At 44.0% G+C, this 4,966-nt stretch carries 3 protein-coding genes and 1 other RNA gene; 1 reads left to right on the forward strand and 3 read right to left on the reverse strand.

The window, feature by feature from the left end:
- Positions 1-204 (forward strand): transposase (locus A3GG_RS13260; RefSeq protein ID WP_156808747.1); only part of this gene is annotated, 204 nt, incomplete at its 5' end.
- A gap of 417 nt (positions 205-621) precedes the next feature.
- Here A3GG_RS13260 and A3GG_RS0111405 read toward each other — a convergent pair.
- From A3GG_RS0111405 to rnpB, 3 genes are all read right to left on the reverse strand, one after another.
- Positions 622-2,751 (reverse strand): peptidylprolyl isomerase, encoded by a 2,130-nt coding sequence (locus A3GG_RS0111405; RefSeq protein WP_018359409.1) that lies wholly within the window; start codon positions 2,749-2,751, stop codon positions 622-624.
- Between the two features lie 88 nt (positions 2,752-2,839).
- Positions 2,840-4,276: a YihY/virulence factor BrkB family protein gene (locus tag A3GG_RS0111410; protein ID WP_018359410.1), complete on the reverse strand. Its 1,437-nt coding sequence runs from the start codon at positions 4,274-4,276 to the stop codon at positions 2,840-2,842.
- Positions 4,277-4,305: 29 nt separating this feature from the next.
- Positions 4,306-4,672: RNase P RNA component class A (gene rnpB / locus A3GG_RS12965), an RNA gene on the reverse strand.
- Between the last annotated feature and the right edge of the window lie 294 nt (positions 4,673-4,966).

Below are 4,966 nucleotides of genomic sequence, written 5' to 3' on the forward strand. Positions count from 1 at the left end.
CGAAATAAAATTGAGCGTACTTTTGGAAGTATCAGGTGCTGGTTTCACGGAGGGAGGTGCCGATATCGGGGGTTAGCTAAGACGCATGCACAAAATATACTTGAAGCCATTTGCTACAACATCAAAAGAGCTCCCCAGTTATACCTCAATACATTATTGNAAAATGAAGAAGCCTCTATAAGAGGAGCACTTGTTATGAGATAAGTACTAGAAATCCTCTGTAAAAGCTCATATTTAGAGCTTTTACAGAGGAGAATAATCAAAAAACAAGGCGATTTTTCAAGCTAGACAAGACGAAAATCTGAAAAAAGTCAGTCAAAAACGTCTAAACTCGAATGTGCAACAGTCTCAGTAAAGAATGTAGTGCAAAGCAATATTCATGCTAATCTGATTGCGAATAGTTGGAGACTATGTGCGGAGACAAAATACAAGATGCTATAGCTAAAGGCGACAGGGAACGTACTTCACCACCCCACCAAACCCGAATACTGAAACAACACCGTTGATTACTTCATACAATAGTCTCAATTAGTGCTTTATCATATACTTATAAAAAGGCTTGCTCCTTGGCATAGAGCCAAGGAGCAAGCCTTTTTATAAGTATTCAGTACACGAATTAAATTACTGGAACTTAGCGCGCTTATCCTGAATATCTGCCTTCTGAATAACTTGTCCAAGCACCTGAGAGCGAACATACCCCTTGCGCTGTGCATTAAGTTGCAACTTAACATCAGCAATTGCAGCTGAATCCTCTTGCCTATTAAGCACATTAATCAGATACACACTAGAAAGACCCTTCACAGGCGTAACTACACCAGGCTTAGCAAAAGCAGCTGCAGCATTAAGTCTAGGATCGAAACCGATAGAGGCGAGTGTAGGCGTATTGAACTTCACAGCCGTAAGCGTATCCACAACGCTAGCCACATTAGTAGCATAAGCCTCTAGACTACTTGGCTTAGCTGCCAACAGCTGCTCATACATAGCATCTACTTTCTTTTCATTCTTCACAACCTCGGTCAATTGCTCCTTCACATAGTTAAATGGAATAACACCATTAGAGTAAGAGTCATTGAGTCGTACAAATACGTACTTGTCACCACATTCAGTGATATCGCTAATCTCACCTGGCTTAGCACTCATTGCCCAACGAATTAGAGAACGGCTATTCTCGATACCCATTGATAGCTGAGGCTGATCAGCACTCACCATGGTATTAGGAAGCACTTGGTAGCCTTGGTTAAGAGCAAGGGAATCTATTGCATTGCCCTTGTTGGCTGCAAGGAAGCTGCTCATCTGATTGTAGATAGCGCTCTGAGTCTCACTACTAGCCCTTACTGTTCGCTGTGCAAATGCCACCTTATACTTCTCTACACTCTCTCCTGCCTCTGTCACCATCACAATATGCTCACCATACTGAGACTTGAAGCTAAATGGCACGCCTACAGTTGCACCAAAGATAGCATTGCTAAAGTCAATACCAAGGAACTGGGTCGCTGTAGCCTCATTGAGCTCACCAATCTCTCCACCTTTAACACTACTATTGGTATCGAGTGAGTAGTTCTTTGCCAGCTCTGCAAAGCGAGTTGGCTCTGCCTTAACAATAGCGAGAAGACTATCCACACTTGGGGTCTCAGTCTTAGCCCCAACTGGAGCAAGCATAATGTGACTTACCTTAAGCGTACTAGGTGCTACCTTCTTATCGATTAACTTAGCTACACTAAGCGCGCTACCAGTATCATACACATTAGACACCTCACCTACACTAGCAGTAGCTAGATACCCTGCGAAATCAGCTGGAAAGATAGGGTTATTGAAGTCCTCGATTGTAAAGTAAGTATCCTGATACTTAACATCAGAATAATCATCCAGCACAAGGTTCGGGTTCTGACCAGCTCTCAGAGCCTTATCAGCCTCGGCAATATCGGCTTTCGCATTAGCGAAATCCTGAGTAGAAGGAGTGATTGTAGTATAGATAACATCAACATCAGCTCCTCCACTGTAGCTAGTAAATAGCTTCTTGCGAGCATCGTAATATGCCTTAACATCTGCTTCAGATACCTCTACATTGACATCCGTTGCCTGAGCTACTGACCTCTGCACATAAGCAACATCAGAGAGAGTTCCATCAGCCTTTGCTTGATATGCCTGCTCAAGTTTGTTTGCCACTACAGCACCAGCAACCAAGTTGCCATACTTTTGAGCCAACCTCTCAGCACGCACATCCTCCTCTATCTTAATCCACATTGCTTTAGACTGGCTAAGCATAGCCTGCTCCTCTGCAGTACCTCCCTTAGCATTAATCTGCTTGAGGAAGTTAACTAGAGCAGTTCTATCAAAGGCGCCTGTCTTAGGATCTACGAAGTACTGCATAACCATTGGAGATGGATTCTCACCCTGAATAAGCTCCATAGTCTCCTCAGCACCTACTGCTAGACCAATTTTCTCAGCCTCCTCCTTGAGCACTTGCTTGGCTACCATTCCTTGGTATACCATGTTACGTATTTGGAACGACTCAGTCTCTCCAAGATTTTGTCCCATCTGCTTATAGCGCTCCTGCTCCTGATTCACCAAAGTCTCGTAGTCCTGGATCTTAATCTGATTTCCATTTACCATAAATGCGGTCATCTCTCCGTCACGAGAAACTGATGAAAACCAGTTACCAACGTCTCCAAGAATGAAGGCGAGTAGACCAAGACCAATCACGGCCACTACCACCCAGGCTAGGCCTCTAATTCTTTCTAATACTGCCATATTTATTACTATTAACTTATTATCAAGTATTGTGTATCCAAATGGTTTGCGAAGTTAGCAAAATTTAGGGACTTCATCAAATAGAAACCTATTTTTCTCTATGGCTATCAATCTCAACCACTGGTATCTCCAGCTCTTCAAAAGGCAACTGCCGTGCAATTCTTATCACATCCCACTCCTCGGCATATTCATCGTAAATATCCATACGGAAGTTCTCCGAGCCCAACCTATCTAGAGCTGTCAGCACCCTCTTAACCGTAATGCTCGAAATCTCCGATGCAGGAGTATAAGTCAATGCATGGCGCCTAGAGGATGGTTCATTGGCACTCAGTAGGCGGCAAGCCACCAGTTTGTCCAACGTATCTTGGACAATAATGATCGGCAAATCGGTCTCCTCAGAAAGCTGATCGGCAGTATAAGGAAGCCCCTGATACCGAAAGGCCATACACACTTTCTTCATCAAAATTACTGCCACGAGGTCTCGATACCTACGACTAACCTTCTCGCTCTCGTTGCGAAACACATAACGCTTCACATTCTGGATAGCATAGCTCAGCTGAGCACCGAAGAGAATAATAGTCCAAGAGAATTGCACGAATAGCATCAATAGAGGGATAGCGGCAATACTACCATAGATACTATTGTACTTAGATACCCACAACTGACCTGAGATATAAAACATCTGGAAGAACTGAAACGCAAAGCCCGCCACCACTCCAGCTATCAAAGCTGGCACAATACGCACTTGAGTATTGGGCATCGTTATATAGAAAGCGGTAAGAATCAGGATAATTATCACCACTGGAAGTATCTTGAGCAGCGTGGTAATCACAGGGGCAATACTTATGGTGCCAAGTAGCTCTATAGAGCTAAGTGAACTAATAAAGATGTTGGAGAAAGAGATCGCAATCAGTGCTACTGGCACAATCACTATTGCAGCCAAGTATCCTATCAAGCTTTTACTTATAGGACGCCCAACCTTTATCTGCCATATCTGATTAAATACACTTTCTACCGTAAGGAGCATACTGAAAACAGTATATATCAGCACGATAAGACCGACAATAATCAGTACGCCACTATGTATTTCATTGAGATAAGCCTCTACTAAGTCGAATGCTGTAGTAAGCTCCATTTGATGGGCGGTGAAGGCATCGTAGAGAGCCCTTTGCACAGATGCTTGCATACCGAACCCTGCGCCCACACTGAGAATCAAGGTCAGTGTAGGGACTAGAGCCAAAAGAGTCGTATAAGTGAGCGCCGAAGACTTTTGTGCCACCCTACCCTCGATAAACTCCTTGATAGAGACATACAAGACACGAAGCACACGTACGAAAAAGCCTGAGACACCCGTCATCTCTTGGTCATACAGCCTCCACATATCGCTTGTCACGAATTGGTAAGCATTTCCGAACCAATCAAACACCCGCTTAAAGAATGGGTTTTTCTTTTCACCCTCCTTGTTGCGTCTACTCTGTATCTCCTCTATTCGTCTATGGTATTCCTCTCTCTTATTATCCTCCATACTTTATAGATATATGTGTGAAGTGGGCGAGAAGGAGACCTCAGTAAGCCGGGTTCTGTCTCCACCCCGAGGGGTGGATGCCTACCATTTATCTACTCTAGGAGTCACCCCCTAGCTCTATCGGTCTACCCCCCGACATCGGACGAGCCGCCCTACAGCGTCGGTGTACATGACCTTTCCACCCATAATGCGTACTGACGGCTGCGTATCACTACCAGCCCGGTAGGCTCTTACCCCACCTTTTCACCCTTACCACCCTAAGATGGCGGTTGTTCTCTGTTACGCTAATCTACCTCACGATAGCTTCCCGTTAGGAAGTATGGTGCTCTTTGTGGCCCGGACTTTCCTCTCGTGACAGCCATACAGCAAGCCACCAGCGGTAAGCTTTTGGACTCCCTTAGCCCGCTTCTTCACATTCTTATGCTCATTTTGATACTGCAAAGATAGCCAATTCCAATGAGTTAAGATACCATCATAGTGCGAAGAAAGAATGCAGAATACAATAATAAGCTGAGAAAACGAATAATATAGAGCTTGCTGAATATGCCTTAACCACCTACTATTCAACCAATTGAAGTATTGTTTTCTTTGCTATGTTGATGATTATTGGTATATTGTAGTGTTAAAAAGAAACGCAATAGCAGTTATTGAGAATATGAGGAAGGTGTTTTCAAGCATTGGGAGGTTGCC

The sequence above is a fragment of the Porphyromonas levii DSM 23370 genome, from assembly GCF_000379925.1.
Lineage (GTDB): Bacteria > Bacteroidota > Bacteroidia > Bacteroidales > Porphyromonadaceae > Porphyromonas_A > Porphyromonas_A levii.

Excerpts from the sequence above, each read along its gene's own strand:
- A3GG_RS0111410 (WP_018359410.1), bottom strand. The coding sequence starts at position 4,276 with ATGGAGGATAATAAGAGAGAGGAATACCATAGACGAATAGAGGAGATA.
- A3GG_RS0111405 (WP_018359409.1), bottom strand. The coding sequence starts at position 2,751 with ATGGCAGTATTAGAAAGAATTAGAGGCCTAGCCTGGGTGGTAGTGGCC.